Source organism: Streptomyces sp. NPDC059255 (genome assembly GCF_042752355.1).
Taxonomy (GTDB): domain Bacteria; phylum Actinomycetota; class Actinomycetes; order Streptomycetales; family Streptomycetaceae; genus Streptomyces.
The window spans coordinates 21,058-45,130 of the sequence record NZ_JBHYZP010000011.1; the positions used below are offsets into that span (position 1 = coordinate 21,058).

Annotated in this window: 21 protein-coding genes; 10 read left to right on the forward strand and 11 right to left on the reverse strand. The window is 71.6% G+C overall.

The features are described 5' to 3' along the window. Window positions 1-95: 95 nt before the first annotated feature. The 4 genes from ACFXKG_RS15690 to ACFXKG_RS15705 all read right to left on the reverse strand — a co-directional run bounded on the left by ACFXKG_RS15690 (window position 96) and on the right by ACFXKG_RS15705 (window position 3,445). Entirely contained in the window at window positions 96-1,517 is a 1,422-nt protein-coding gene (locus ACFXKG_RS15690; RefSeq protein ID WP_384838094.1) for a PTS ascorbate transporter subunit IIC, read from the reverse strand. 424 nt (window positions 1,518-1,941) lie between these two features. Then, window positions 1,942-2,226: a PTS sugar transporter subunit IIB gene (locus tag ACFXKG_RS15695; RefSeq protein WP_382895699.1), complete on the reverse strand. Its 285-nt coding sequence runs from the start codon at window positions 2,224-2,226 to the stop codon at window positions 1,942-1,944. Then, on the reverse strand, window positions 2,223-2,687 hold the full coding sequence (locus ACFXKG_RS15700; protein ID WP_384838097.1) for a PTS sugar transporter subunit IIA: 465 nt from the start codon (window positions 2,685-2,687) through the stop codon (window positions 2,223-2,225). Before ACFXKG_RS15700 ends, ACFXKG_RS15695 begins: the two co-directional genes overlap by 4 nt. Window positions 2,688-2,716: 29 nt before the next feature. Further along, entirely contained in the window at window positions 2,717-3,445 is a 729-nt protein-coding gene (locus ACFXKG_RS15705; RefSeq protein WP_384838099.1) for a GntR family transcriptional regulator, read from the reverse strand. Window positions 3,446-3,637: 192 nt separating this feature from the next. On the opposite strand from ACFXKG_RS15705, the gene ACFXKG_RS15710 reads away from it, so the two are divergent. Both ACFXKG_RS15710 and ACFXKG_RS15715 read left to right on the forward strand, forming a co-directional pair. Then, complete coding sequence (locus tag ACFXKG_RS15710) at window positions 3,638-5,776, forward strand: transketolase family protein (RefSeq protein ID WP_384838102.1); 2,139 nt, start codon at window positions 3,638-3,640, stop codon at window positions 5,774-5,776. Then, window positions 5,773-6,441, forward strand: coding sequence for an HAD family hydrolase (locus tag ACFXKG_RS15715; protein WP_384838105.1), 669 nt, complete (start codon window positions 5,773-5,775; stop codon window positions 6,439-6,441). Before ACFXKG_RS15710 ends, ACFXKG_RS15715 begins: the two co-directional genes overlap by 4 nt. A 357-nt stretch (window positions 6,442-6,798) precedes the next feature. Here ACFXKG_RS15715 and ACFXKG_RS15720 read toward each other — a convergent pair whose 3' ends face one another. Then, a complete protein-coding gene (locus ACFXKG_RS15720; RefSeq protein ID WP_384838108.1) occupies window positions 6,799-10,089 on the reverse strand; it encodes a BTAD domain-containing putative transcriptional regulator in 3,291 nt (1,096 codons plus the stop codon). 165 nt (window positions 10,090-10,254) lie between these two features. Between ACFXKG_RS15720 and ACFXKG_RS15725 the strand changes: the two genes are divergently transcribed. Then, window positions 10,255-12,408: an ATP-binding protein gene (locus ACFXKG_RS15725; RefSeq protein WP_384838111.1), complete on the forward strand. Its 2,154-nt coding sequence runs from the start codon at window positions 10,255-10,257 to the stop codon at window positions 12,406-12,408. On the opposite strand, the gene ACFXKG_RS15730 is transcribed toward ACFXKG_RS15725, so the two are convergent. After that, window positions 12,380-12,988 carry a hypothetical protein gene (locus tag ACFXKG_RS15730; RefSeq protein ID WP_384838114.1) on the reverse strand — a complete coding sequence of 203 codons (609 nt, stop codon included), beginning with the start codon at window positions 12,986-12,988 and terminating at the stop codon, window positions 12,380-12,382. The genes ACFXKG_RS15725 and ACFXKG_RS15730 overlap by 29 nt on opposite strands. Continuing rightward, on the reverse strand, window positions 12,985-14,160 hold the full coding sequence (locus tag ACFXKG_RS15735; RefSeq protein WP_384838466.1) for a hypothetical protein: 1,176 nt from the start codon (window positions 14,158-14,160) through the stop codon (window positions 12,985-12,987). Before ACFXKG_RS15735 ends, ACFXKG_RS15730 begins: the two co-directional genes overlap by 4 nt. A gap of 289 nt (window positions 14,161-14,449) precedes the next feature. On the opposite strand from ACFXKG_RS15735, the gene ACFXKG_RS15740 reads away from it, so the two are divergent. The 3 genes from ACFXKG_RS15740 to ACFXKG_RS15750 all read left to right on the forward strand — a co-directional run bounded on the left by ACFXKG_RS15740 (window position 14,450) and on the right by ACFXKG_RS15750 (window position 17,802). Then, the gene (locus ACFXKG_RS15740; RefSeq protein WP_384838469.1) at window positions 14,450-15,487 is read left to right on the forward strand and encodes a PucR family transcriptional regulator; all 1,038 of its coding nucleotides are present in this window, start codon (window positions 14,450-14,452) and stop codon (window positions 15,485-15,487) included. Window positions 15,488-15,659: 172 nt separating this feature from the next. Continuing rightward, window positions 15,660-16,175 carry a hypothetical protein gene (locus ACFXKG_RS15745; RefSeq protein WP_384838116.1) on the forward strand — a complete coding sequence of 172 codons (516 nt, stop codon included), beginning with the start codon at window positions 15,660-15,662 and terminating at the stop codon, window positions 16,173-16,175. A 160-nt stretch (window positions 16,176-16,335) separates the two neighbouring features. Beyond that, entirely contained in the window at window positions 16,336-17,802 is a 1,467-nt protein-coding gene (locus ACFXKG_RS15750; RefSeq protein ID WP_384838119.1) for a flotillin family protein, read from the forward strand. Window positions 17,803-17,926: 124 nt separating this feature from the next. Here ACFXKG_RS15750 and cynS read toward each other — a convergent pair whose 3' ends face one another. The 3 genes from cynS to ACFXKG_RS15765 form a co-directional block, all read right to left on the reverse strand. Beyond that, on the reverse strand, window positions 17,927-18,370 hold the full coding sequence (gene cynS / locus ACFXKG_RS15755; RefSeq protein WP_384838121.1) for a cyanase: 444 nt from the start codon (window positions 18,368-18,370) through the stop codon (window positions 17,927-17,929). A 245-nt stretch (window positions 18,371-18,615) separates the two neighbouring features. Then, window positions 18,616-18,798: a CsbD family protein gene (locus ACFXKG_RS15760; RefSeq protein ID WP_384838123.1), complete on the reverse strand. Its 183-nt coding sequence runs from the start codon at window positions 18,796-18,798 to the stop codon at window positions 18,616-18,618. Window positions 18,799-19,001: 203 nt separating this feature from the next. Continuing rightward, a complete protein-coding gene (locus tag ACFXKG_RS15765) occupies window positions 19,002-19,862 on the reverse strand; it encodes a helix-turn-helix transcriptional regulator (protein ID WP_384838126.1) in 861 nt (286 codons plus the stop codon). A 518-nt stretch (window positions 19,863-20,380) separates the two neighbouring features. Here ACFXKG_RS15765 and ACFXKG_RS15770 point away from each other — a divergent pair. The 4 genes from ACFXKG_RS15770 (at window position 20,381) to ACFXKG_RS15785 (ending at window position 23,328) form a co-directional block, all read left to right on the forward strand. After that, window positions 20,381-21,220, forward strand: coding sequence for a glycosyltransferase family 2 protein (locus ACFXKG_RS15770; protein ID WP_384838472.1), 840 nt, complete (start codon window positions 20,381-20,383; stop codon window positions 21,218-21,220). A 240-nt stretch (window positions 21,221-21,460) separates the two neighbouring features. Then, window positions 21,461-21,850: an alpha/beta hydrolase family protein gene (locus ACFXKG_RS15775; RefSeq protein WP_384838129.1), complete on the forward strand. Its 390-nt coding sequence runs from the start codon at window positions 21,461-21,463 to the stop codon at window positions 21,848-21,850. Then, window positions 21,838-22,410 carry a dihydrofolate reductase family protein gene (locus tag ACFXKG_RS15780; RefSeq protein WP_384838132.1) on the forward strand — a complete coding sequence of 191 codons (573 nt, stop codon included), beginning with the start codon at window positions 21,838-21,840 and terminating at the stop codon, window positions 22,408-22,410. Before ACFXKG_RS15775 ends, ACFXKG_RS15780 begins: the two co-directional genes overlap by 13 nt. 66 nt (window positions 22,411-22,476) lie before the next feature. Then, window positions 22,477-23,328, forward strand: coding sequence for a LysR substrate-binding domain-containing protein (locus ACFXKG_RS15785; RefSeq protein WP_384838135.1), 852 nt, complete (start codon window positions 22,477-22,479; stop codon window positions 23,326-23,328). Window positions 23,329-23,405: 77 nt separating this feature from the next. On the opposite strand, the gene ACFXKG_RS15790 is transcribed toward ACFXKG_RS15785, so the two are convergent. Continuing rightward, window positions 23,406-24,041 carry a TOPRIM nucleotidyl transferase/hydrolase domain-containing protein gene (locus tag ACFXKG_RS15790; protein ID WP_384838138.1) on the reverse strand — a complete coding sequence of 212 codons (636 nt, stop codon included), beginning with the start codon at window positions 24,039-24,041 and terminating at the stop codon, window positions 23,406-23,408. Between the last annotated feature and the right edge of the window lie 32 nt (window positions 24,042-24,073).

Below are 24,073 nucleotides of genomic sequence, written 5' to 3' on the forward strand. Positions count from 1 at the left end.
AACGGCGGCCGGGCCCGGCAAGCGGGTCCGCCCCTCCCGGGATCCCGGGAGGGGCGGACGCGGTCGGGAGTCGGGCAGAGGCACCGACACCGGGATCAACTCACCGGCTGCCGCGCCGCCTCCGCGTCCCCGTCCGCCTCCGTCGCCGTCGCCGACTGCGCGGCGGCCTTCGCGGCCTCCCGGCGGGTGGTGAGCGCGCTGCCGACGAAGACCGCCACCAGCGAGGCGAGGATCAGCACGATCACCGCGGCGTGGCCGAACCGTACGGCGCTGCCGAGCAGGAAGCCGGAGACACCGAAGTCCGCGTCGGAGAAGGTCGAGTTGGCCAGGCCGACGTCGCCCAGGAAGGGCAGGACGAGCAGCGGCAGGAAGGTGATCATCAGCCCGTTGGTCATGGCGCCGAGCACCGCGCCGCGCCGGCCGCCGGTCGCGTTGCCGATGACGCCGGAGGCGGCGCCCGTCATGAAGTGCGCGACGATGCCGGGGATGATGATCGTGCCGCCGACCGCGACGAGCACGCCCATGCCGATCAGGCCGCCGGCGAAGCTGGCGAGGAAGCCGATGAGCACGGCGTTCGGGGCGAAGGTGAAGACGATCGGGACGTCGAGCGCGGGCTTGGCGTTGGGGACCAGCTTCTCGGAGATGCCCTTGAACGCGGGGATGATCTCGGCGAGTACGACCCGGACACCGGCCAGGATGATGAAGACACCGGCGGAGAACTTCCCGGCCTGCATGACCGCCCAGAGCAGGAACCACTGACCGCCGCTCAGCTTGTCCTCGACGTAACCGGCGCCCGCGATCAGCGTCACGAGCAGGTAGATGACGCCCATCGACACGGCGATGACGACGGTGGTGTCCCGCAGGAAGCCGAGGTTCTTGGGGATCTTCAGGTCCTCGGTGGACTTCTTGGTGTCGCCGAGGAGCTTGCCGACCAGACCGCTGGTGGCGATGCCGAAGTTGCCGGTGTGGCCGAGGGCCACGTTGTCCTGCTGGGTGACGCGCCGCATCCACGGCTGCACCAGCGCGGGCGAGAGGGTGGTGACCAGGCCCTGGGCGAGGGCGCCCCAGAGGACGGCCTGCCAGGCGCTGAAGCCGTTGGCGATGAGGATCACGGCGATCATCGCGGAGAGGTAGAGCGCGACGTGGCCGGACATGTAGATGAACTTGAACCGGGTGAAGCGCGCCAGCAGGACGTTGACGACCATGCCGAAGAAGAAGATCAGGGCGGCCTGCGAGCCGTAGTCGGTGAGGACCTTGCCGACGATGGCCTCGTTGTTCGGTACGACGCCCTGGACGCCGAAGGCGTGCGTGAACATCTCGCCGAAGGGGGTGAGGGCGTCCGAGACGACGCCCGCGCCCGCGGCCAGCACCAGGAATCCGACGAACGCCTTGATCGTGCCCTTGAGGGTGTCGGAGAGGGACTTGCGCTGGAGTACGAGCCCCAGCAGAGCGATCAGCCCGATGATGACGGATGGCTCACGGAATATGTCGAGCAGGGTGTTCAGAACGCTGTTCATGGCGGAAACGCCTCTCCACGGGCACGGCGGAGCCGTGATCGGTGTGGTGGGTCACTGTGATCGCTGCGGTGGTCCACAAGGGGGGTGGCTCACAACGGGGCAGGACGTCGGCGGTGGGTCTCCGCTGCACCGGACGCATGGCACATGGCACGTGAGCACATGGCGCGTGAGCACATGGCACGTGGGCACATGGCGTACGGGCGCATGGCGCATGGTCCGGTCGAGGACGTTCCTGGGACGGTGGTGCGGTACGGGTGGATGGTGCGGGTCGGTGGTGCGGTCGGTGCGGCGAGGTCCGGCGGTGTGCTGCGGGCCGCGCCGCACACCGGAACGCGGAAGAAGCGGTCGTACGGATGCTCGGAACAGCCCGATGCTCGGAGCAGCCGATACTCAGCGCAGCCCGTAGCCCGGAAGAGCCCGTCGCTCAGAGCAGTCCGTGCCGCCCGGCCGCGGACTTGACCGCGTCGCGCAGCTCGTCCTTGTCGATGATGCTGTTGAGCACCACGACATCACCGAGCCCCTGCGCGGCCTCCTCCAGATCCTTGGCGACGAAGAACACATCGGCGCTCTCGGGACCGGCCGAGCTGATGTCGGTGTGTTCCACCGTGACATCCGGGAGCTGGAGCTCCCGCACGATGTCCTCGATGTTCATCCGCACCATGAAACTGCTGCCGAGCCCGGTGCTGCACATGGCCAGGAACTTCGTCATTTCGAAGCACGCTCCTCGAATCGAGTGATCAGCTGGGTGACGTCGGCGGCGGAGCGCGCGTCGCGCAGTGCTTCGCGGGTCTCCGTGTCCGACAGGATGCGGGCCAGTGACGCCATGGCCTGGGTGTGCGCGGCGGTGTCGGCCGCCGCGAAGCAGAAGTAGAGGTCGACCGCGTGCTCGGGCAGGTCCAGCAGCGGCGCCGGCCGCTCGGTGAGCCGCAGCATCGAGATCGCGGTCCGTACGGCACCGGCCTCGGGCCGGGCGTGGGCCAGGGCGATCCCGTACCCGAGGTTGATGTACGTACCGCCCGCGGCAATCGATTCGATCATGGCGTCGACGTAGCCGGGGGTGATGTCACCGGCGACGAGAAGGGGTTCGGCGACCTGGGCGACGGCCTGGCGCCAGTCCAGGACCTCATTGGAGAAACGTATCTTCTCCTCGGTCAGCAGTTCGCTGAGCATGTGCGGCACACTCCGTACGGTTACGTTGACTACTCGGCGTCGGCGATGATGTCGAAGGACAGCTCCGCCGTCTCCGGCAGGAACTTCGACGTCCCGTGGATCACGGGTTTCCGGTTGAGATCGAACACCCGCGAGGTCGCGAGCAGCAGGGGCGCCCCCGCCTCGACCCCCAGCAGTTCCGCCTCACGCCGGTCGCACGTGTGCAGCCCGACGACGATCTCGTTCCGCGCGAGCAGCACGTCGTGGTGCGCCCGCAGGTACGCGTAGAGCGAGGTGGTGGCGAAGTCCGCGGTCAGGACGTCCGCGAACCGCTCCTCCTCGACGTACGACTCCGCGAGGTGGTGCACCACACCGTTGACCCGGCGCAGCCGCTCCAGCCGTACGACCGACGCGGCCGGGCTGATGTCCAGCGCGGCGCCGAGGCGCGCGCCCGCCCGCATGCGCTTCTGGACGAGCACCTCGGAGGTGACGGTGTGGCCCTGCCGGCTCATCTGGGTGAAGAAGCCGGTGACCTCGCTGACGAACCGCTCGCGGTGCTTCAGCGCGTACCGCGGCCGGGTGACGAAGGTGCCCCGGCCGTGTTCACGGATGAGGTGTCCGTCATTGACCAACTCCTCGACCGCGCGACGCAGTGTGATGCGGCTCACCGCGTACTCCTCGCAGAGTGCGGCCTCCGGAGGAAGCTGCCCGCCCACGGGGAGACCGCTCACCCGGCGCAGCAGGTGATCCCGCACCTGTGCGTACTTGTGCTCGGCCATCCGTGGTCTCCTCGTCGAGTCCCTGCGTCATCAAGACGTCATAATGACCAGAACCCCAGAAGACGTCAATAGGCAATTTTCGCGTTACCCGCGGGATGCCTGACCTGAGGCTTTATCAGCTCAGGGGAGGTCTTCGGCGGTGGGTTACGTTGTCCGAAGTCATCATGACGACATGATCTCCAAGGAGCTGCCGTGACCGCCCGCCCCACCGCCTCTTCCCCTTCCCCTTCGACCTCCGTCTCGGTCCCCGTCTTCGGCGAGGCGGACCGGCGGGCCGTGGCCGTGGCGCGCGCCCTCGCGATGGACGCCGTGGAGGCCGCCGGGTCGGGGCATCCCGGCACCGCGCTCGCCCTCGCGCCCGTCGCGCATCTGCTGTTCCAGCGGCACATACGCCACGACCCGGCGGACGCCGCGTGGGAGGGTCGCGACCGGTTCGTCCTGTCCTGCGGGCACGCCAGCATCCTTCAGTACACGCAGCTCCATCTCGCCGGTTACGGACTGGAGTTGGCCGACCTGCGGCGCTTCCGCCAACTCGGCTCGCTGACCCCGGGGCACCCCGAACTCGGCCACACCACCGGCGTCGAGATGACGACAGGACCGCTCGGCCAGGGCGTCGCCACCGCCGTCGGCATGGCGATGGCGCTCAAGCGCGACGAGTCCCGGCTGGCCGGCGGGGTCCCGGACCGCACGGTCTGGGTCCTGTGCTCCGACGGCGATCTCCAGGAGGGCATCTCCTACGAGGCGGGCGCGCTCGCCGGCCGGCACCGCCTGGACAACCTCGTCGTCGTCTGGGACGACAACAGCATCCAGATCGAGGGCTCCACCGACCTGACGACCCGTGAGGACACGGCGGCGCGCTTCGCCGCGCAGGGCTGGTTCGTCCAGCGGGTGGGGCTCGGCGCGGACGGCGACATCGACACCGGCGCCCTCGACGCCGCGCTCACCGCCGCCTCCACCGGCGAGGAGCACGGCGGCCGGCCCAGCCTCATCGTGCTGAAGTCGCAGATCGCCTGGCCCGCGCCGAACGCCGTCAACACCCCCGCCGCACACGGCGCCCCGCTCGGCGCGGCCGAAGTCGCCGCGACCAAGGCACTGTTGGGCGTGGCGGAGGAGCCGTTCACCGTCCCGGCGGACGTCCTGGAACACACCAGGGGCGCCCTCGCCCGGGGTGCCGCGCTGCACCGCGCCTGGGACAAGGCGCTGGAGCAGTGGGCCCTGGCCCACCCCGAACGCGCCGCCGCCCGCGCCCACGCGATCCGCCCGCTCGACCCGGCCGAGACCGCCGACGCGCTGCCCGCGTTCCCGCCCGGCTCCGTGATCGCGCCGCGCGACGCGTCGGGCGCCGTCATCCAGGCGCTGGCGGAGCGCCTGCCGCGGCTCTGGGGCGGCAGCGCCGACCTGGGCGACTCGAACCGTACGACGATCAAGGCCGGCGGCTCCTTCCTCCCCGCCGACGAGCAGACCGGCGAGGGGACTTCGGGCCACGCCGCGACTTCCGACCTCTCCGGTACTTCGGGCCTCGCCGGGCGCAACATCCACTGGGGCGTACGGGAGCACGCGATGGCCGCCGCGCTGAACGGCATCGCCATCGTCGGCTACGACACCCCCTTCGCGGGGACATTCCTGACCTTCTCGGATTACGAACGCCCATCGCTGCGCCTCGCCTCCCTGATGCGGCTGCCGGTCGTCCACGTCTGGTCGCACGACTCGGTGGCGCTCGGCGCCGACGGCCCCACCCACCAGCCGGTCGAGCACCTCGCCTCGCTGCGCGCCATGCCCGGCCTCTCCGTGGTCCGCCCGGCCGACGCCACGGAGACCGCGGCCGGCTGGCTCGCCGCGCTCGGCCACCGGGGCCCGGTCGGCCTCGTCCTGGCCCGCCAGGGCCTGCCGGTGCTGGACACGGACCCGGCGGCCGTACGGGAGGGCGTGGCGCGCGGCGCGTACGTGGTGGCCGACGCACCCGGCGCCCCGGACGTCCTGCTGCTGGCGAGCGGCAGCGAGGTCGCGCTCGCGCTGGCGGCCCGGGAGGAACTGGCCGGCCGGGGGATCGCCGCCCGCGTGGTCTCCGTACCGTGCAAGGACTGGTTCACCGAGCAGGACGCCGCGTACCGCGACACGGTCCTGCCGCCGGCCGTCCGCGCCCGGGTGGTGGTCGAGGCGGCGACGGTCTTCGGCTGGCACGACCTGATCGGGGACGCCGGACGGGCCGTCACCGTCGACGGGTTCGGCACCTCGGCGTCGGCGTCGGACGCCATGACGGCGATGGGCATGACCCGGGACGCGGTCGTCACGGCGGCCCTCGACTCGCTCGGCGCGGCGGGGTCCCGTTGATTCCCGCGCGGGGCACCGGCCTCGTCGTCTTCGACTGCGACGGCGTCCTGGTCGACACCGAGCGCATCGGCCCTGCCATCGTCGCCGAACTGGCCACGGAGGCGGGGTGGCCGCTCACCCCCGACGAGGTGCGCGAACGCTTCCTGGGCCGCCCCGAGCCGTACCTCTACGAACAGGTACGGGCCCACGCCCGCGCTCCCCTGGGCCCCGAGTGGCTGGACCTCTACCGCGCCCGCGTCCGCGACGCGTTCACGGCCCGCCCGTTCACCATGCCCGGCGTACGGGAGCTGCTGGACGCGCTCGACGCCCGGCAACTCCCGTACTGCGTCGCGTCAAGCGGCGGCCACGACCGCATCGAGCACTCGCTCACGGTCACGGGCCTGTGGAATCGTTTCGCCGGCCGCGTCTTCAGCGCCGAGGACGTCCCCCGCGGCAAACCCGCCCCGGACCTCTTCCTCCACGCGGCCCACACCCTGGCCGTCCCCCCGGCCGCCTGCCTGGTCATCGAGGACAGCCCGGCCGGCGTCACCGCGGCCCTGGCAGCGGGGATGCCGGTCATCGGTTACGCGGGCGGCCCCACCCCACGCGAGGCTCTGGCCCATGCGAGCCGCGGGGTGATCGACGACCTCCGGGTGCTCGTGGAGAAGGGACCGAACGGCCTGTAGGCCTGCCGGGCCGGCGCCCCGGCAGGCGCCGGCGTCAAAGTCGATCATGATCGGGCGCCTGTAGGCAGTGACGGCCGCCGCGGCCGTCACTGTGCCGGGCTTTCCGGCGGATATCACGGTGGGCCGTTCGGCTGCCGCCGCATTCGTCGCTCCTGTCATCCCGAGTCCGATCCCGGCGGTGACAACGATGACATTCATGGCGACGATAGAAAGCTTGCGCTTCATGGAGGAGTTTTCCCTCTGCCTTCCTGGCGTTATCCTAGTGGATCTTCGGAAGGCTAGCGCATGTTTTCGAAGAGGAGAAATCAGCTCCTTTCCCATGGACCGGCCGGCAAGCCGATTCTCCTACCACGCGGCTTATTTGATAGTTGAAGTATTGAGAGCCTGCTCGACTTCGCCCAGTCGGGCCCGGATCCGACCCGCTTCCTCGGCGTCGACACCTTCCACGGCGGCGAGCAATTGGACCAGCTGCGACCGAGCCTCCGCTCCGTCGCCCGCCGCGAGCCGCACCTCCGCCAGGACCGTACGGGAACCGACCTCTTCGTCGAGGTCCTGCGTCCTGACGGCCGTGGCGACCGCCTCTTCCAGGCGCTCCGCCGCCGCGTCGAGCCGACCGCACGCGAAGTCGACCTGCGCGAGCCGGCGTAGAGCCTGCCCCACCTGGTGGGACGCGCCGATCGCGCGAGCCGTCTCCAGGGCATCCAGGTAATATCCGGACGCCTTGTCGCCGTCACCGGCCCTGCGGTACACCTCGCCCACGCCGATCAGCGTGTCGGCCTGACTTTTCCGGTCGCCGAGCGCCTGGAATTCGGCCAAGGACTCCCGGTACAAAGAGAGAGCGCTTTCAGATTCCGCCGACTCCATGAGCAGATCCGCGAGGCTTCCCCGAGCGGTCGCCCGGTCGTACCGATTCCCGGTGGATTCCAGCACGGAAATAGCTTCCTCATAGGAACGGCGAGCAGCTTCCCGATCCCCCACGCGTATTTGTAAGTCGCCCAAATTATTCAAGGTCTTGCCGACCGACACGCGGTCTCCCGCAGCAGCGAAGGACTCAAGAGCATTCTTGAAATGCCCCAGCGCCCGATCATACTGAAGCAGGTACAGCAGGGATACGGCAACATTGTTATAAGCGCGCCCTTTGTCCCATATATCACCTGACAGGGACGTGATGGCGAAGGAGCCCTGAAAGTGGACCAGTGCGCTCCGATTCTCTCCCATGTGCCAGCTCAGTACGCCCTGAATCCGAAGGATCTCCGCCTCCGCCTCGCGGTCCCCCGTAGTCCGCGCGATCTCCAGCGCCCGCCGGTCGGTCTCCCCGGCCTCCGCATAGCCGCCGATGTTCGCCTGGGTGGCGCCGAGACAGATCAGGGCACGGCAGAGCGCACGCCGGTCGGCCGTGCCGGTCCAGTGGGTGACGGCATGCTCAAGAACGGTGGCGGCGTCCTGCCAGTGGCACTCGGCGTCCAGGAAACCAGCGATCCCGTAGGCCAGTTGGGCCGCCAACTCCGGATGCCCATGGGTCCGCGCACACTTCTCGGCCGCCAGCAGATTGCCCCGTTCGACGACGAACCAGGACCTGGCCGCGTCCTCGTCGGCGCTTTTGCCCACCCCGGTGACGGAGCCCGCCCGACCGGGGATCCGCAGGCGACGCGGGTACAGCAGGCGGTCGGCGCGATCAGCCGCTTCGGCGTAGAAGTCGATCACACGGCGCAGCGCGCTTCCGCAGTCCTGTTCGCCGTCCTCGGCCATCGCCAGACCGCGGGCGTACTCCGCCAAGAGATCATGGAACCGATACCTGTCCGGTTCGGGTTCCCTGAGCAGATGGCAGGCCAACAGGTCTTCGATCAATCGCTCGGTCACCGCTTCCGGGAGACCCAGAAGCGCCGCGGCCACGTCCACCGTGAACTCGGCACCCGGGTGCAGCCCCAGACGACGGAACGCAACGCGCTGCGGTCCCGTCAGCGTGCGGTACGAGAGATCGAACGCCAGTCGCAAACTCTGATCGGCGTCGCGGATTTCCGCGAGCCGGCCCGAAGGCCGGCCCAGTCGCTCGGCGAGGGTGGCGAGCGTCCAGGAGGGGCGGGCGCGGAAGCGGTTGGCGACCAGTTCGATCGCCAGCGGCAGGTAGCCGCATATCCGGACGATCCGCTCCGTCTGCTCGACGTCCCGCGTACGGTCCTCCCCGGCGAACCGCCGGAAGAGCGCGATCGCGTCGGCGGCCGGCAGCACGTCCAGGTGGATCGGCAGCGCGTACGGAAGCCCCGCGAGATGCCGACGGCTGGTGATGATCGTCAAGGACGCCGATCCCCCGGGCAGCAAGGGGCGGACCTGTTCCGCACTGGCCGCGTCGTCGAGGACGATGACCGCTCGGCGCTCCGCCAGCATGGTTCGCCAGAGCGCCGTGCGGCCCTCCAGTTCCATGGGGATCTCGTCGGCGGGCGCACCGAGCAGGCGCAGCAGTGTGGCCAGAGCCTCGGCGGGGTTCAGCGGCTCCTGGGCCGGGGAGTGGGCCCGTAGATCGAGGTAGAGCTGCGCGGCCGGAAACCGTCCGGCGAGATGGCGTGCCATATGTACGGCGATGGCCGTTTTACCGACCCCTGCCATTCCGCTGACCGTCTCCAGGGTGATGACCGGCGCGTCCGTCGCCACCGTGTCGATCACGGCGCCCAGCGCCCGCAACTCCGGCCCCCGGCCGACCAGCGGTGACTGATGCGGCAGATTTCTGGGCGGCAACGGCTCCCGTACCGGCGACGGCGCCGGGACCGAACCGGTCGATTTGGACGACGCGGACGGCGTGGACGGCGTGGACGGCGTGGACGGCGTGGCCGACGACGAGCGGAGTGGCGAGGAGGCCCCGTCGGTCCGTGCCCCGGCCGTCACCCGCCCCGGCGCGCCCAGCACGCCCCGTACCAGCTCCGCCGGCGCCACCCGGTCGAGGATCCCCCGGTGGATCCGGTTCAGCTCCACGCCGGGGCGGGAGCCGTACTCCGACAGCAGCAGCCGGCGGATCCGCTCGTGGACCCGTAACGCCTCCGTGTATCTCCCGCAGCCGTACCGCGCCAGCATCAGCTGGGCCGCGATCGCCTCGTCGCCCGGGTGCTGGTCGGCCAGCGCGGAGAGTTCGTCGGCCAGGTCGGTGAAGCGGCCCGTTCGCAGGGCGGCGGCGTTACGGGACACCGTGGCCGCGAGGCGGCGCTCCGCCAGAGTTCCGCGTACGCGCACGGCCCACTCGCCCGGCAGCCCGGCCAGCGCCTCACCCTGCCAGAGCTGTTCCGCGCCGGCGAGCAGGGCCAGCGCCTGCTCGTCGTCCCCGCCGGTGACCAGCGTGGCCGCCCGCGCCACAAGTCGCTGGAAACGGAACCAGTCGACGTGCTGGGCGTCCACCTCCAGCACATACGTGTGCGCACGGCCGATGATCTGCGGGGCCCCCGGCGCGTCCCCGGCCAGGCGCAGCCGTCTTCGCACCCGGGAGATGTACGTGTGCGTGTTCGCACGCGCGTGCTCCGGCGCGTCGTCGTTCTCCCACAGCCGGCCCATGAGCGTGTCGATGGAGACGGGACGCCCCACGTCCAGCGCGAGCGTGGCGAGCGCCGCCCTCTCCTTGTCCGATCCCAGCTCCAGCCGCTGCCCGTCCAGCCGGAGTTCCACAGGCCCGAGTAAGTGGAAATCCACCAGCGCCCCCCGCTGGTTCGTCCAATTTCATCCGAGCATGGCACGAAGAGGAGAGGCCCGCCAGACAGCCTCCGTGTGCCCTGCATCGTTCGGGTCACGGTCTGGGTAGGAACCCGGACAGCGAGCGACGGGGGCGAGCGGATGAATACGGCGCGCGACGAGAACCGGGGCAACACCATAGGCGGCTCCGCCCAGTTGTACGGACCCTCGGTCCAGGCCGGGACCGTACAGGGCGGAATCCATCTGCACGCGGCCCCTGTGGACGGGGAACGCCCACCGACACCACGGCAGCTCCTGCCCGTGCCCTCGCACTTCACCGGCCGGCGCACCGACCTGGCCGCTCTCGACGCCCTGCGCGCGGGCGACGGGGACCGGCCGCTGATCGTCGTCACCGGCCCGGCCGGGATCGGCAAGACGACCCTGGTGTCGCGCTGGCTCCGGGAACTCCAACCAGATTTCCCGGACGGCCAGTTGTACGCCGACCTGCGCGGCCACTCGGTCGGCGACCCGGTGCGGCCCAGCGAGGTCCTGGCGCACTTCCTCCGGGCTCTCGGCGCCCGGTCGGTCCCCACCGATCCGGCCGAGCTGGCCTCGCTCTGGCGGTCCCGCTCCGCCGCGCTGCGGATCGCCGTGGTGCTCGACAACGCGCTGACCGCGGCGCAGGTGAAACCTCTGCTCACCGGTGGTCCCGACACCCTCGTCGTCGTGACCAGCCGCCGCCGGCTCCCCGGACTCCGGCTCGACGGGGCCCGGTTCCACCCGCTCGGGGTACTCGGTCCGGCCGCGGGCGTGGAGTTGCTGTCGCAGGGCATCGGCGCCGAGCGGGTCGCCGGTGAACCGCGCTCCGCCCAGCAGGTGGTGGCCCTCTGTGCCGGGCTGCCCCTCGCGCTCTGTCTCGCCTCCGCACGGCTGGCGTCGCGCCCCAGACAGCCGCTCAGGACCCTCGCGCACGCACTCGCACACGAAGCGGGCCGGCTGGCCGCGCTCGACGCCGCAGGAGAAGGAGAAGCCACCGTGCGCAAGGCACTGGACGTGTCGTACGCGGTGCTGAGCACCGAGTCCGCGCTCCTCTACCGGCGCCTCGGCGTGCTCCCCGTACGTACCTTCGACGCGTGGACGGCCGCCGCGGTCTGCGCCGAGTCGCTGGAGTGGGCCGAGCGCCGGCTCGACGAACTGATCGAGGCCAATCTGGTCGAGGACATCGGTCCGGACACCTGCCGCTTCCACGACCTGGTCCGTATCCACGCCCGGGACCGCGCGGTCGCGGACGACACCGGAGCCGTCCGCGAGGAGGCGCTGCGCCGGGTCTGTGTCTGGTATCTGCGGACGGCGACGGAGGCCCAGAAGCGGCTGACACCGGCCCAGTTCACGTTACGGAGCACCTACGGCCCGCCACCTGGAACGGACCCGGGAACGGGAACGGACCCGCTGCCGTACGCGGACGACGTCGGCGCGCTCGGCTGGCTGGACGCCCACCGGATGAATCTGATGGCCGCCGTACGGACCTCGGCGGAGCGCGGCTGGTATGCAATGTCCTGGCAACTGGTGGACAGTCTCTGGCCGCTGTTCCTCCGGTTGCGCCACTACGACCTGTGGATCGAGGCCCACGAGATCGGCCGGGACGCCGCCCGGCACGCCGGCGACAAGGACGGCGAACGGCAGATGCTCAACTCCGGGGCGATCGGACTGAGCGCCGCCGGACGGACCGACGACGCCGCCGCGTGGTACGCCGCCTCCCTCGGGGCCGCGCGGGAGGCGGGCGACGTACGGGACGAGGGGCAGGCCCTCCTGGGCCTCGGCTCCTGCCACCGCGAGGCGGGACGCCCGGCCGAGGCGGCCCCGTACCTGCGTCGCGCCATCGAGGTCTGGGAAGGGTGCGGCTATCCGCGCGGCGCCGCGCTGGCCCGGATCGTGCTCGGTGAACTCGCCCTCGCGGACGGCGACCACGCGGGCGCCCTCGCTCTCTTCGGCCGGGCCCGCGAAGGTCTGCTCGCCGTGCGCGACCCGCACGACGCGGCCCGCGCCCTCGCGTTCCTGGGCCGGGCCCGCGCCGCCGCCGGCGCGTACGCGGCGGGGGTGGCCGAACTGGAGGAGGCTCTCGCCGTGTTCACCGCCTCCGGGGCCACGCACTGGCAGGCACGCACGCTGGAGATGCTCGGCGACAGCGCCCGGGAACACGGCGGGACCGGCGAGGCCGGCGATCACCACGCCCGAGCACTCGCCCTGTACGAGACGACCAGCCCGGCCGACGCGCGCAGGCTCCGGCTCAGCCTCCGTTCCCCTGGCACCGGTTGAGGCGCGGCTCGCACAGCTCGCGCAGCGTGTGGCCCGCCACCAGCCAGCCGTGCAGACAGGACGGGACCAGCGACCAGCCCGGAGTCGTACGACCGGAGGGCGTCCCGTACGGGGTCCCGTACGGCAGGAAGGCACCGGACGGCACGAGGACTCCGGGCGACGGGAAGACACCCGGCGGCAGGAGGACACCGCCCCGATCGCCGTCGTCCCCGGCCGCCGCCCAGCCGCCACCGGGGAGCGGCGCCGCGATCAGCCGGGCTCCGGGGTGGGAGGCCCGGGTCTCCGCGAGCCACCGCAGCGCGTCGGTGGCCGGCCGCGTCCGGCCCGTCTGGAGCACATCGGCGCACTCCAGCCGGCCCGGATCCCGGCAGGCGTCGGCGTCGACGGCCAGATGCTCGTCGAGCGGCGGAGCGCACGCTCCCTCCCGAGCGCGGCCGGGGCAGCCCCCGGCGGGGGCGATACGGGCGACGAGCGCCCGGCCGGGCAGCGCCGGCACCGTACCGCCCCCGGGCCCCCGGAGCCCCGTACCGCCCGGGTCGGCCCAGTCGACGGCGACGAAGTGCGCGACGAAGCCCCTCACGCCGACACCTCCCGCCGCCCCGGCCCCGGCCCCGTGCGCCAGGTGTCCGGGAGGCTCGGGTCCGGCAGCGGGACCGTCGCCGGCTCGTGCGCCGGCTGTCCGAGGCCCAGGACCCGGTACATCAGGCGCCGCATGTTCCGGTTGAAGCGGCCGGGCTCCGAGGTGATGCGCGCGGAGATCGCCGCGTGTTCGTCCCGCCGGTACTCGGCCGCCGCGTAGTCGAGCTGGTCGGCGAGCGGATGGGCCGGGGAGAGCGCGGGAGCGGCGAGCGCGAGCGCGGCGGCCGGCGACGCCGGGTTGATCTCGGCCTCCGGCGACGAGGCCAGCAGCACCGGGGCTCCCGTGAGCGTTCCGTACACGGTGGCCGAGCCGTGGTCACCGATGATGGCATCCGCGGCGATCAGCACACTGCGCCAGTCGGCCTCGGGCGGCACCAGTCCGATCCCGCGCTGGACGCACCGCGCCAGCCACGCCTTGACCTGCCACGGCCCGTGTCCCGACCAGACGTTGGGGTGCACGAGGACGGCCGTACGGTAGCGCGCGGGCGGCAGCTCCCCGATCAGCCGCGGCAGCAGCGTCTCGAACCCGCCGAACGCCGACCTGGGCCCCCACGTCGAGAGGACGGCCACCAGCTTCTGCTTCTTGCCGACGCCGAGCGCACGGCGGTACGCGGCCCGCAGCGGCAGGCTCGCCATGATCCTGTCGTGCACCGGGTCGCCGACGACATGGGCGACCGGCAGCGCCTCCGGGCAGTACCGGTGGAGTTCGCGCAGATCGTCGTGGTGCGGCACGACGACGGCGGCGGGCATCACCCCGCCCGGGATCAGGTCGCGCCGTCGCAGCCCGGCCACACCCGCGTCCGGGCCGCCGGTCAGCCGCTTCACGTAGTTGGCGCCGTGCGGCAGCGTGATGAGCGGGGCGCGCACCTGCTCGACGCCGCGCGGCCCCGCCGTGAGGGCGAGGTCGAACCTCGTCCTCGTGGCCTCGTCCCACGGCAGCAGCGGGCTCCCGAGCCGCCCGAGGAACTGCGGCACCTCGCCGCCGAAGGCGTGCGGCGGCGCCGTGAACACCACCTGTACGCGGAAGTCCGACTCCAGCAGCGCCAGGACGTCGAGCAGGCGCTTCGCGTACGTGACGGTGTGTGCCACGGCCAGGACCCTCTTGCGCTCCACCAGGGTCAGCCACTCGCGGCTCTCCGCCGGCACCGGCTTGACGGACGTACTCGACACAGACATGTCTCCCCCGAAGTGTGTGTGCGTGCGTGCATGTGAGCGTGTGGATGGGTGAGTGCTCGTGCTCCCCGTGTGCGTGTGCTCCCCTTCACTGCCCCGCCCCGCGGACGGAAGCCTTGCCGGACCCTTGCGGAATCCTTGCTAGAAAGGCAGAGGCCGGTTCCGGTCATCTCAAGTCGCCGACAGACCGGGAGCGGGCGTGACAGGGCACGGGATACCCGACGAGTACATGGACGGGTACGCCCGGATCCTGGTGGCCGTCGCCGCCACCGGCCGGCGGCTCAGCCGGGAGGAGCTGCTCGCCCGGCGGGAGCTGGGGGAGCAGGCCGCCGAGGCCGGGTTCGCGCTGCGGGCGCTCGTCGGGGCGCATCTGGCGGCGGCGCGCGCGCACTGGCCCGCCACCGGGGCCGACAGCGGCGCCGCGGACAGTGTGCTCGCCGCCGTCGAGCAGGCCGTGGACGCGTTCGCCGAGGGGTACGAGCGGGCGCAGCGGCTCGCGGTGCGCCAGGAGGCCGCCGCGCGGCGGGAGTTCATCGACGACCTGCTGTACGGGCGCAGCGATCTGGGGCGGCTGGCGGAGCGCGCCGAGCGGTTCGGGCTGCGGCTGTCGTACGAGCACGCCGTGGCGGTGGCGGAGGGCTGGGTCGCGTACGACGAGGAGGACGCCGTACCGCGCTCCGTGGAGCAGGCCCTGATCGGGCGGTTCGGGGACCGCAGTGTGCTGCTGACGACCAAGGCGGGGCGGCTGGTGTGCATCGCGCCCGGTGATCAGGGCGAGGTCCTCTCGTACTTCGCCAAGCAGGCCTTCGCGGCCACGGACGGCGGCCGGGTCGCCGTCGGCCGGCCGCAGCCGGGGGTGGGCGGGGTGGTGCAGTCGTACGAGGAGGCGCTGAGCGTGCTCGACCTCGCCGAACGGCTCGATCTGGAGGGGCCCGTGCTGCGCGCCGCCGATCTGCTGGTCTATCCGGTCCTGACCCGCGACCGGCAGGCCATGGCGGACCTGGTCCTCAACACGCTCGGGCCGCTGGAGTCGGCGCGCGGCGGTGCCGAGCCGCTGCTCGAAACGCTCTCCGTCTACTTCGACGCGGGGTGTGTGGCGGCGGAGGCGGCGCGGCGGCTGTCGTTGAGCGTGCGGGCGCTGACGTACCGGCTGGAACGGATCCACCGGCTCACCGGCGCCGACCCGGGCGATCCGGTGCACCGTTACACCTTGCAGACCGCGGTGATCGGGGCCAGGCTCATGGACTGGCCGGCCAAAACCTTCTGAAACCTTCTGAATCCTTCCGGGACCGATCAGGGCGCCGCGGGGAACTTCCGCACACCTACCGGCATTAAGAACGCGTTAAGACTGCCGGAAAACGGCAATGTCGGGTTCCGGCCAACTATGCGACGATGGGGCCCTGGCCGAGGACATCGCGCCAGTGGGGGAGGTTGATCCGATGACCTTGTTTCTCGGTATCGGCATCGCGGGGATCGTGCTGCTCGTCCTTTCGCTGATCTTCGACGGGGTGCTCGAAGGGCTCTTCGACGGGGCCGGGGTCCTGGACGGGCTCTTCGACGGTCTGCTGTCGCTGCCCGTGATCGCCGGGTTCGTCTCGATGCTCGGCTTCGGTGGCGCACTCGTCCTCGGCACCACTCAACTCGGCACCGGCCCGGCCGTCGCTGTGGGGGCGGCGGCCGGTGTCGGTGCCGGCTGGCTGACGTGGAAGTTCAGCAGGGCGCTGATGCGTGACCAGACGGCCGTCACTCCGCGCGGCGACGACCTCGTGGGGTCGTCGGGCACGGTGGTCACGGCGATTCCGGCCACCGGCTACGGCGAGGTGCTGCTGCGGCTCGGCGGACAGCCGATGAAGTTCTCCGCCAAGAGCGTGGAGCCGGTGGCGTACGGCACGGAGATCTGGGTGGAGGCGACGCTCTCCGCGAGCTCCGTCTCCGTACGGCCCGTCCAGCGCTGACCGGACCGTCCGGGTCGTCTGCGGGCGTCCCCCGTTTTGTACAGCGCGCGGCACATGCGGCGCATACGGCTCATGTCGCACCCGCGGCGTCCGCCGCCGCACCGCCGCCGCGCGAACCGTTCCGATCTGCCGTCCCCCGGGAGGCAAGGGAGAGAGCCCCATGAGTCCAGTCGTCATCGCCGTGCTGGGGATCGTCGTACTCGTCGTTCTGCTGGCCCTGGCCGTCATCACGCGTTACAAGGTGGCGGGCCCCAGCCAGGCGTTCATCGTCACCGGCCGACGCGGCAAGAAGTCGACCGACCCGAACACCGGCCGCGTCTCCATCGACAACAGCGGCCAGAAGGTCGTGGTGGGCGGCGGCGTCTTCGTCGTGCCGTTCGTCCAGCAGAAGTTCACCCTGGACCTGTCCAGCCGCCACATCCCGATCGCGGTGCGCGGCGCGGTCACCCTGCGCGGGGTGAAGGCCAACCTCGAAGGCGTCGCCATCGTCAAGGTCGGCGGCACGGAGGACTCCATCCGCGCCGCGGCCCAGCGCTTCCTCCAGCAGCAGGGCGGCATCGTCGGCTTCACCCAGGAAGTCCTCTCGGGCGCGCTGCGTTCCATCGTCGGCCGGATGTCGGTCGAGGACATCATCCGTGACCGCGCGGCCTTCGCCGGCCAGGTCGCGGAGGAGGCGGAGGCGAGCCTCTCCGGGCAGGGCCTGGTGCTGGACGCCTTCCAGATCCAGGACATCACCACCGAGGGCTCGTACCTGGAGGACCTCGGCCGTCCCGAGGCCGCCCGCGCCAAGCAGGAGGCCGACATCGCGGAGGCGGTCTCGCGGCGCGCCGCCGAGCAGGCGCGGCTGAAGGCCGAGGAAGAGATCGCGATCGCCCAGCGGACCTTCCAGCTCAAGCAGGCCGAGATCAAGGCCGAGACGGACGAGGCGGTGGCCCGCGCCGCCGCGGCGGGTCCGCTGGCCCAGGCGGCACGCGAGCAGGACGTGCTCATGGAGCAGGAGAAGGTCGCCGAGCGCCAGGCCGCGCTGACCGACCGCGAGCTGGACACGAAGGTGCGTAAGCCCGCCGACGCCGCGCGCTATCAGGCCGAGCAGGAGGCCGAGGCCCGCCGGATCGCCCTGGTCAAGCAGGCCGAGGCGGACGCCGAGCGCTCCCGCCTCACCGGTGAGGGCGAGAAGGCGCACCGCGCCGCGCTCGCCGCCGCCGTACGGATCGAGGGTGAGTCGGAGGCCGCGGCGATCCTCGCGAAGGGCGCGGCCGAGGCGGAGGCGATGCACAAGAAGGCGGACGCGTTCGCGCGGTACGGCGACGCGGCCGTCCTCCAGATGCTCGTCGAGGTGCTGCCGTCGGTGGTGGAGAAGGCGTCCGAGCCGCTGAGCGCGGTGGACAAGATGACGGTCATCTCCACGGACGGCGCGAGCCAGCTCGCCCGTACGGTCGCGGACAACGTCGCCCAGGGCGTCGAACTCCTCAGCTCCACCACGGGGGTCGACCTCGCGGAGCTGCTGAAGGGCGTGACGGCGGGCAAGTCCCTGACGGGGGCGGCCACATCCGCGGCGGCCCCGGCGGCGAACGGCACGGCGCCGAAGGGCACGGGTCCGGACGGCCGTATCGAGGTCACGGACTGACGTTCCGTACGTACCGTTCCGCACGCGGCGTTCCGTACGCGGCACGCGGCAGGCGGCACGCGGTTGCGGTAAGGGAAAGGCCCGGTCGGCGGGAAAGCCGGCCGGGCCTTTGTCCTCGGCAGCGCTACCACTGATACGGGAGGTACTTCCCGTCGAGCGTGATGACCACCCGGTCACCCGCAGGGTCGGGCACGCGCTTCACATCCAGCCGGAAGTTGATGGCGCTCATGATGCCGTCGCCGCACTCCTCGTGGATCAGCTCCTTGATGGTCGGCCCGTACACCTGGATGACCTCGTAGAGCCGGTAGACGGTCGGATCGACGGGCACGGCCGAGTCGAGCGCGCCGCGCGTGGGCTGGAGCCGGAACGCCTGGACCACGTCCGCGCCGAGATCGAGCAGCGACGCGGCGGCCTCGGCCTGCTCCGCACTCATCGGATGCTGGCCGAGCAGCGCGGCGGTGGTCCAGGCCACGGGCCGGCCGACCGCCTCGGCGAGCTGCGCCCACGTCAGACCGAGTTCGGCCTTGGCGCCACGGACTGCTTCGGCTGCTTGCTGTTTGGTGAGCATGGGGGAAACGTAGGAGGACATACCCGCCCGCGCAACGGCGCCGTGCGCACACGAGTCGCGGGGCCGACGGCCGCGGGGCCGACAGCCGCGGGCTGCGGCCGGGGGCCGGGACCGCCACGGCCCGGGGAGCCGTACAGGGCGATGGCCCGGCCGTCCGGGTCACCGAGGTGACGCCTGGCGGCCGGGCCATCGCCCGTGGACTCTGCACCGGCAGCCGCCTCCGCCGAAGGGGCCGGGCCACGCGCTCACCGCTCGAACGCGTCCTTGGCCTTGTGGCCGGCCTCGCGCAGGTCGCCCTTGGCGCGCTCGGCCCTGCCCTCGGCGGTCAGCCGCTCGTTGCCGACCGCTCGACCGACGGTCTCCTTGATCGCGCCCTTGACCTGGTCGGCCTTCGCGGAGGTCTTCGAGGAATTCTTGTCGGCGGTCATGTCGCGCTCCCTACAGTGTCGAAATCGCTGACACCGGCCCGCCTGCCCGAGCACTCCAGGGGCAAACCCGGCCATCGGGCGACAAGAAGCATGGGGGCCGTGGGGGGCCTGGGGGCCCGAGGGGGGCCTGGGGGCCCGAGGGGGGCCTGGGGGCCCGAGGGGGTCCGGGAGACCCGGAGGGGAATCCGCGGAGTCCCGCCCGGTCACAGCTCCCGGCGGAAGTCGGCGAGGATCTGCTTCGTCCGCTGCGCCGACTCCGCGTGCGCGGCCATGCGGTCCATCGCCTCCTTGTGCTGCGACACCTCGCGGGTACCGTCGAGGTAGAGCGCACCGGTCAGATACTCGACGTAGACCATGTCGGGCATCTCGGGGACCGTGAAGCGGAAGAGGACGAACGGGCTGTACGTGCCGGGGTGGTGTCCGGCGGCGAACGGGGCCATCTGGAGTGTCACGTTCGGCAGTTCGGCGGCCTCCAGCAGCCGGTCGATCTGGGCGCGCATCGCGGCCGGCGATCCGACGCGGCGCCGCAGCACCGTCTCGTCCAGGATCGCCCAGAAGGCGGGCGCGCCGGGTCTGGTCAGCAGCGTCTGTCTCTCCATGCGGAGCGCGACATGGCGCTCGACGCGGGCCGGGTCGCTGCGTCCGACCTCGCCGTAGGTCAGGATCGTCCGGGCGTACTCCTCGGTCTGGAGGAGCCCCGGCACGAAGTGCGGCTCGTAGCAGCGGATGGTCCTGGCGGCCTCTTCGAGGCTGACATGGCCGCCGAACCAGCCCGGCAGTATGTCGTGGAAGCGCTGCCACCAGCCCGGCCGGTTGGCCTCCTCGGCAAGGTGGAGGAAGCCCGTCACCTCGTCCTCGGGGACGCCGTACGCGGCCAGCAGGAGCTGCACGTACGGGATCTTGAGCGCGACCTCGGCCATCTCCATCCGGCGGATGGTGGCCGGCGCGACGCGCAGCAGCCTGGCGGCCTGGTCCCGGCCGAGACCGGCCCTTTCGCGGAACGCCTGGAGCTGCTTGCTCAGGACGAGTTGGCCGATCGTCGGCGCGGACCGCGGCTCACTCATGCCCCACCCCCGTGCTCCGGCATGCGGGCAGTGTGCCACAGGGGAGTGATCGTGGACACAGTGACGACGGAGATGAATTCGGGCTGTGGTCGACCGGTGATATCCGTGAACTTCCCGGGGTTGTTGAGGTCGTTCCGGACAGCGGCCGACCCCTGGGGCGGGCCCTGGAGGCGGGCCCTGGCGACACGCCCGCCGTACGTGTCACCCGGTCCCGGCGCCCTCGTCGTATGTGTGACCGAGCACAGTGCCGTGGCTCCGCCCCCACAGGCCGCCTGGTGCGGGCGTCACGGGCGGCAAGATGAACCTCCGGCGTCCGCCGGAACATCTTCGGGTGTCCGGGGAGTGGAGAGCGCCGGTTAGCATCGACGCACGGTCTTCGCGCCGCCCCCCGTCGGCCCGTGTGTCTTCCGCTGTTCCCCTGTTGTCCGTCTGTCCGTCTGTCTGTCCGTCGTAGAGCGAACGAGTGCTGGAGTGATCTGGACGTGTCCCGACCGCGTGTGGGTGTGGCCGTACTGACCATGGGAACCCGGCCCGTCGAGCTGCGTGCCCTGCTGGACTCCGTGGCCAAGCAGCGGGAGCCCGCCACCCGGATCGTCGTCGTCGGCAACGGCGCCCCGCTGCCGGAGCTGCCCGCGGGCGTCATCGGGATCGAGCTGCCGGAGAACCTGGGCGTCTCCGGCGGGCGCAACGTCGCCATGGAGAAGCTCCGCGAGGCCGGTGACGTGGACGTCCTCGTGGACCTGGACGACGACGGGCTGCTCATCGAGGCCGACGTGTTCACTCGTATCGCCGATCTGTACGAGGGCCGGCCCCGGCTCGGCATCGTCAGCTTCCGGATCGCGGACGAGACCGGCTTCACCCAGCGGCGCCACATCCCCCGGCTGCGCGCGAAGGACCCGATGCGCGCCGGCGAGGTGACCACCTTCCTCGGCGGCGGGCACGCGCTGTCCATGGCGATGCTGGCGGAGACCGGCGGGTGGCCGGACGAGTTCTTCTTCACGCACGAGGAGACCGACCTCGCGTGGCGCGCGCTGGACGCGGGCTGGACGATCCGTTACGAGCCGGAGCTGGTCCTCCAGCACCCGCGCACCTCCCCCGCCCGGCACGCCGAGTTCTACCGGATGACCGCCCGCAACCGGGTCTGGCTGGCGCGCCGCCATCTGCCCGCGGTCCTGGTGCCGCTCTACCTCGCCACGTGGATCCTGCTCACGGTGGCGCGTACGCGGTCGGTGAGCGGGCTGCGCGCCTGGTTCGGCGGATTCGCCGAGGGCGTACGGACGGCGTGCGGGACGCGGCGCCCGATCCGGTGGCGCACGGTGGGCCGGATGACGGCACTGGGCCGCCCGCCGGTGATCTAGAGCCTCTCGTACGGGTCCGGGGAGCGCGGGGAATCGCCGGGCCTCCGCCCGGCCGGGCCTGCTCTCCCTCCGCCCTGCCCTGCCCGCTCCCTCCCGGCGGAGCCGGATATGTGCCGCCTCCGCTCACTCGGCGAAACCGACGCCCGTACGCGACGGACACCCGTACGCGATTGACGCCCGCACGTGACCGACGCCCCTACTTGACCGTGCCCCAAGGGCACGGTTCGGACCGGTGCCGACATGCTCGCCCGTTCGCCCATCACCATGGTCGACCGGATCCGTACCCCGCTGCTGCTCGCCCAGGGCGCCAACGACGCCCGCGTCCACCGGGCGATCGAGCGGCATTTCACGAAGCACCTCGCGAAGCGCCCCGGAGACAGCGACGGCCACGAGAACGGCGAGACCCGCGAGGACGAGAAGGTCCACAACGGTCATGACGATCTTTCCCGTTCTTCGTCCCCTTCCCCTTCCCGTTCCTCGTCCCCCTCCCTCTCCCCCCTCCCGGCTCCCGGCTCCCGGCTCACCGACAATTATCCTCGTCTTGACAAATTTTTTTGTCGGGTGGATTCTGAGTGCCTCGCAGAGATGAACCGCACGCCAGAATCCGAGGAACCAGCATGCGTACGCTGATCAGCTCCGCCTTCATCTCGCTCGACGGCGTCATGGAGGCCCCGGGCGGCGAACCCGGCTACCGCAACTCCGGCTGGACCTTCAAGGACGTCGAATTCGTCCCGGAAGCGTTCACCATCAAGGAACGGGAGCAGCAGGAGTCCACCGCGATCCTGCTGGGCCGGGCCAGCTACGAGGCGTTCAGCCCGGTATGGCCCGACATGGACGACTTCGCCCGCTACAAGATCATGCCGAAGTACGTCGTCTCCACCACCCTCACCGAGGACAGGCTCGTCCCGAACTGGGGCGAGACCACCATCCTGCGCACCCTCGACGAGGTCGCCGCCCTCAAGGAGACCGACGGCGGCCCGATCATCGTCCACGGCAGCGTCGCCCTCAACCACAGCCTCGCGGACGCGGGCCTGATCGACCGCTACCACCTGCTCGTCTACCCGCTGCTGCTCGGCGCGGGCAAGCGCCTGTTCCCCGCCACCGACAAGGACACCCAGAAGCTCAAGCTCGTCGAGCACGCCGTGTACGCCAACGGCCTGCAGATGAACATCCTCGACGTCGTCCGCTGACCGGACACCGCGGCCGTCCAAGACCGATGAGGTCGCGCCGATAACCCGCGGGTATCGTGCCTGGGCATGGAGTTACGCACGCTGCGCTATTTCGTGGCCGTCGCCGAGGAACTCCACTTCGGCCGGGCCGCCGCCCGGCTGCACATGAGCCAGCCGCCGCTGAGCCGGGCGATCAGGCGACTGGAGACCGACCTCGGCGCCACGCTGCTGCACCGCTCCGCGGCGGGCGTCGCACTCACCCCGGCCGGGGCGATCCTGCTGGACGAGGCACGCACCCTGCTCGACCGGGCCGACCGCGTACGCGTACGCGTGGCCGCCGCGGTCGGCGCCGCGACCCTCACCGTCGGCATCCTGGGCGACGGCACCGACCGGGGCGCCGCGCGGCTGGCCGCCGCGTACCGGAGGCGTCACCCGGGTGTCGAGGTCGTCATCCGCGAGACCGACCTGACCGATCCGACCTGCGGGCTGCGCGCCGGTCTGGTCGATGTCGCCCTGACACGCGGGCCGTTCGACGAGACGGGCCTGACGGTCCACGAGCTGCGGACCGACCCGGTGGGCGCGGTGCTGCGCGCCGACGATCCGCTGGCCCGCCACGCACACCTGAAACTGGCCGACCTGGCCGACCGGCGCTGGTTCCGGTTCCCGGAGGGCACCGATCCGCTCTGGCATTCGTACTGGAACGGCGGAGTGCCACGCGAGGGTCCGGTGGTACGGGCCGTCCAGGAGTGCGTGCAGGCAGTGATCTGGAACGGTACGGTCGGACTGACCCCGTTCGGGCACGACCACCCCCGGGAGCTGGCCGTGGTGCCGCTGCTCGACATGGCGCCGAGCCGTGTGGTGGCGGCGTGGAACGAAGGTGACGAGAACCCGCTGATCCCCTCGTTCATCCGGACGGCGACGACCGCGTACCGCGCCTGAACGCTTCCGCGGGGCGCCGCCGGCGTCTCCCGTATACGTAGAAGTCCCTTACTGCACAACGGAGTTACGGGGCCCGCTCAGAGGGCGGCGAGCAGGCCGTCGAGCGGCGCGGGGACCCGGTCCGGGTCGAGGGCGTCGACGAGGACGTGGCCGTACCGGATCTTGCGGCCCTTCTTCGTACCGAAGAAACGCCGCAACTGCTGCTGTGCGGTGCGGCCCTGCTGCGCGGGCTGGCGCAGGAAGGTCTGCAGGGGGCGCAGGTCGCCCTCCGCCCGGACGAGCTCCTCCACCCGGGTCGCCCCCAGCGCGCGGATGAGCTCGTCCTCCAGATCCGCCGCACAGACGAAGATCCCGGCCTGTGCCGCACCGGCCCGTTCCAAGCCGCGGGCGTAGTAGGGACGTTCCGCCTCGTCGCAGAGCCCGGTGAGGCGGAGACCCAGGCCGGGTGGCCCGAGGAGGCCGGCGAAACGCCCGACGCTCATCGCACCGCCCATCGAGAGTACGCAGACCCCTTCGGCCGCCAGGTCCCGCCCGCGGCTCGCGGCCAGCGTGTCCACCGCCGCGACATCGCTCGGCCCTTCGAGCAGAACCGCCGTCCGAACCCCCAGCCGAGCCGCCAGCTCCCGCGCGGTCCCACCCGGACCACCGGGACCACCAGGACCACCGGCTGCCCACGCGGTGACCGCATCCCGGAACGCCCCCATGTCAGCCATAGGAGAAGTCTCCGCCCTTTCCCGCCACCGAG

Coding starts and splice junctions, on each gene's coding strand:
- ACFXKG_RS15690 (WP_384838094.1), bottom strand. CDS start 1,517: ATGAACAGCGTTCTGAACACCCTGCTCGACATATTCCGTGAGCCATCC.
- ACFXKG_RS15695 (WP_382895699.1), bottom strand. CDS start 2,226: ATGACGAAGTTCCTGGCCATGTGCAGCACCGGGCTCGGCAGCAGTTTC.
- ACFXKG_RS15700 (WP_384838097.1), bottom strand. CDS start 2,687: ATGCTCAGCGAACTGCTGACCGAGGAGAAGATACGTTTCTCCAATGAG.
- ACFXKG_RS15705 (WP_384838099.1), bottom strand. CDS start 3,445: ATGGCCGAGCACAAGTACGCACAGGTGCGGGATCACCTGCTGCGCCGG.
- ACFXKG_RS15725 (WP_384838111.1), top strand. CDS start 10,255: ATGAATACGGCGCGCGACGAGAACCGGGGCAACACCATAGGCGGCTCC.
- ACFXKG_RS15740 (WP_384838469.1), top strand. CDS start 14,450: ATGGACGGGTACGCCCGGATCCTGGTGGCCGTCGCCGCCACCGGCCGG.
- ACFXKG_RS15745 (WP_384838116.1), top strand. CDS start 15,660: ATGACCTTGTTTCTCGGTATCGGCATCGCGGGGATCGTGCTGCTCGTC.
- ACFXKG_RS15750 (WP_384838119.1), top strand. CDS start 16,336: ATGAGTCCAGTCGTCATCGCCGTGCTGGGGATCGTCGTACTCGTCGTT.
- cynS (WP_384838121.1), bottom strand. CDS start 18,370: ATGCTCACCAAACAGCAAGCAGCCGAAGCAGTCCGTGGCGCCAAGGCC.
- ACFXKG_RS15760 (WP_384838123.1), bottom strand. CDS start 18,798: ATGACCGCCGACAAGAATTCCTCGAAGACCTCCGCGAAGGCCGACCAG.
- ACFXKG_RS15765 (WP_384838126.1), bottom strand. CDS start 19,862: ATGAGTGAGCCGCGGTCCGCGCCGACGATCGGCCAACTCGTCCTGAGC.
- ACFXKG_RS15770 (WP_384838472.1), top strand. CDS start 20,381: ATGGGAACCCGGCCCGTCGAGCTGCGTGCCCTGCTGGACTCCGTGGCC.
- ACFXKG_RS15775 (WP_384838129.1), top strand. CDS start 21,461: ATGCTCGCCCGTTCGCCCATCACCATGGTCGACCGGATCCGTACCCCG.
- ACFXKG_RS15780 (WP_384838132.1), top strand. CDS start 21,838: ATGCGTACGCTGATCAGCTCCGCCTTCATCTCGCTCGACGGCGTCATG.
- ACFXKG_RS15785 (WP_384838135.1), top strand. CDS start 22,477: ATGGAGTTACGCACGCTGCGCTATTTCGTGGCCGTCGCCGAGGAACTC.
- ACFXKG_RS15790 (WP_384838138.1), bottom strand. CDS start 24,041: ATGGCTGACATGGGGGCGTTCCGGGATGCGGTCACCGCGTGGGCAGCC.